Below are 1,332 nucleotides of genomic sequence, written 5' to 3' on the forward strand. Positions count from 1 at the left end.
GACCCTGAGGGATCCCCGATTTTTCTTACGAAAAATCAAGAAGTTGGAGTTATTGAAGAAGCCTGCATGAGTCGGCAACTTGGTTTGCACCACACAAAAACAAGATCCCCAACCCATGCAGGCCATCCGATTTTTACACAGAGCGCTCTCTGAAGCACTGCCCTCAATCCATTCTCGTCGCCTGACAACACTCATGAGTTGTGTGAGTTCGTTACTGCAAGGCCGCCGCTTGACGCTGACAGCGCTCGGACGTTTTATGCCAGGTCAGGCATTCCCCAAACATGCAATCAAGCGGGTCGATCGGTTGCTGGGCAATCAACACCTCAGAGCAGAGCGCCCGCTGTTCTACTGGGTGATCCTGCGGGCATTGCTGGGGTCGGTGAAGCACCCATTAATCTTGGTTGACTGGTCCCGAATTGATGCTCCCGGCAACGCTTTTTTGTTGAGGGCCGCGATACCTCTAGCGGGGCGCTCATTCCCTATTTATGAAAGTGTTCATGAACGCGAGGGCTGCCCCAAATATCAAAACCGCCTGCTCAAAACACTGGCTGAACTACTGCCCGATGGATGCGTTCCAGTGATGGTTACCGATGCAGGTTTCCGGCGCCCATGGATGAAAGCAGTGGCCGCACGGGGCTGGTACTACGTGGCTCGCATACGAAATCGTGAGCTTTATCGGCGTGAAGAAGGTGAGTGGCTCCCCGTAAAGAATTTGTACGCGCTGGCCACCTCTTCCCCCAAGTCGCTTGGTCGTGTCGAGATGACGCGCAGTGCTCCTCATTTGATTGATTTGTACTGTGTGCGACATTCAGCCAAGGGCCGCAAGCATCAACGAGTGACCGGTTCAATCGCCAAAAGTAAGCTCAGCCGACAGTCAGCCAGGCGTGAACGGGAGCCTTGGTTGCTTGCCAGCAATCTGAAGCAAGACGAATGGAATCCAGCAAAAGTCGTAGCGATTTATAAGCGCCGTATGCAGATCGAAGAAGGCTTTCGAGACGTAAAAAGTGAGCATTTGGGATTGGGCCTTAATCTGCATCGAAGCCATTGTCCAAAGCGCATTGAGGTGCTGTTGTTGATTGCTGCTTTGGCCAACTACCTGCTCTTTTTAACAGGGCTGCAGGCACGAGAAAGCGGTTTGGAACGACGCTACCAAAGCAACAGCATCAAAGAAAAGCGAGTGCTCTCATTGTGGCGACTAGGCTTGGAATACTGGCGAAGCTGCACAGACTTTGGAGGCCGAGGACACTTGGAAATATTGGAACGGGCTCTGCATGATGAGGTGCGCCATCAAGCGCAGAGCTTAGGGTAAATTTGTGGGGATTCCTCAGGGTC

At 52.7% G+C, this 1,332-nt stretch carries 1 protein-coding gene; it reads left to right on the plus strand.

Going from position 1 to position 1,332, the window contains the following annotated elements:
* Window positions 1-115: 115 nt before the first annotated feature.
* Window positions 116-1,309 carry an IS4 family transposase gene (locus tag TU82_RS28510; RefSeq protein ID WP_082632107.1) on the plus strand — a complete coding sequence of 398 codons (1,194 nt, stop codon included), beginning with the start codon at window positions 116-118 and terminating at the stop codon, window positions 1,307-1,309.
* Window positions 1,310-1,332: the final 23 nt, after the last annotated feature.

This window comes from Pseudomonas orientalis (assembly GCF_001439815.1).
In the GTDB taxonomy this organism is placed as follows: domain Bacteria; phylum Pseudomonadota; class Gammaproteobacteria; order Pseudomonadales; family Pseudomonadaceae; genus Aquipseudomonas; species Aquipseudomonas orientalis.

Excerpts from the sequence above, each read along its gene's own strand:
- TU82_RS28510 (WP_082632107.1), top strand. The coding sequence starts at position 116 with ATGCAGGCCATCCGATTTTTACACAGAGCGCTCTCTGAAGCACTGCCC.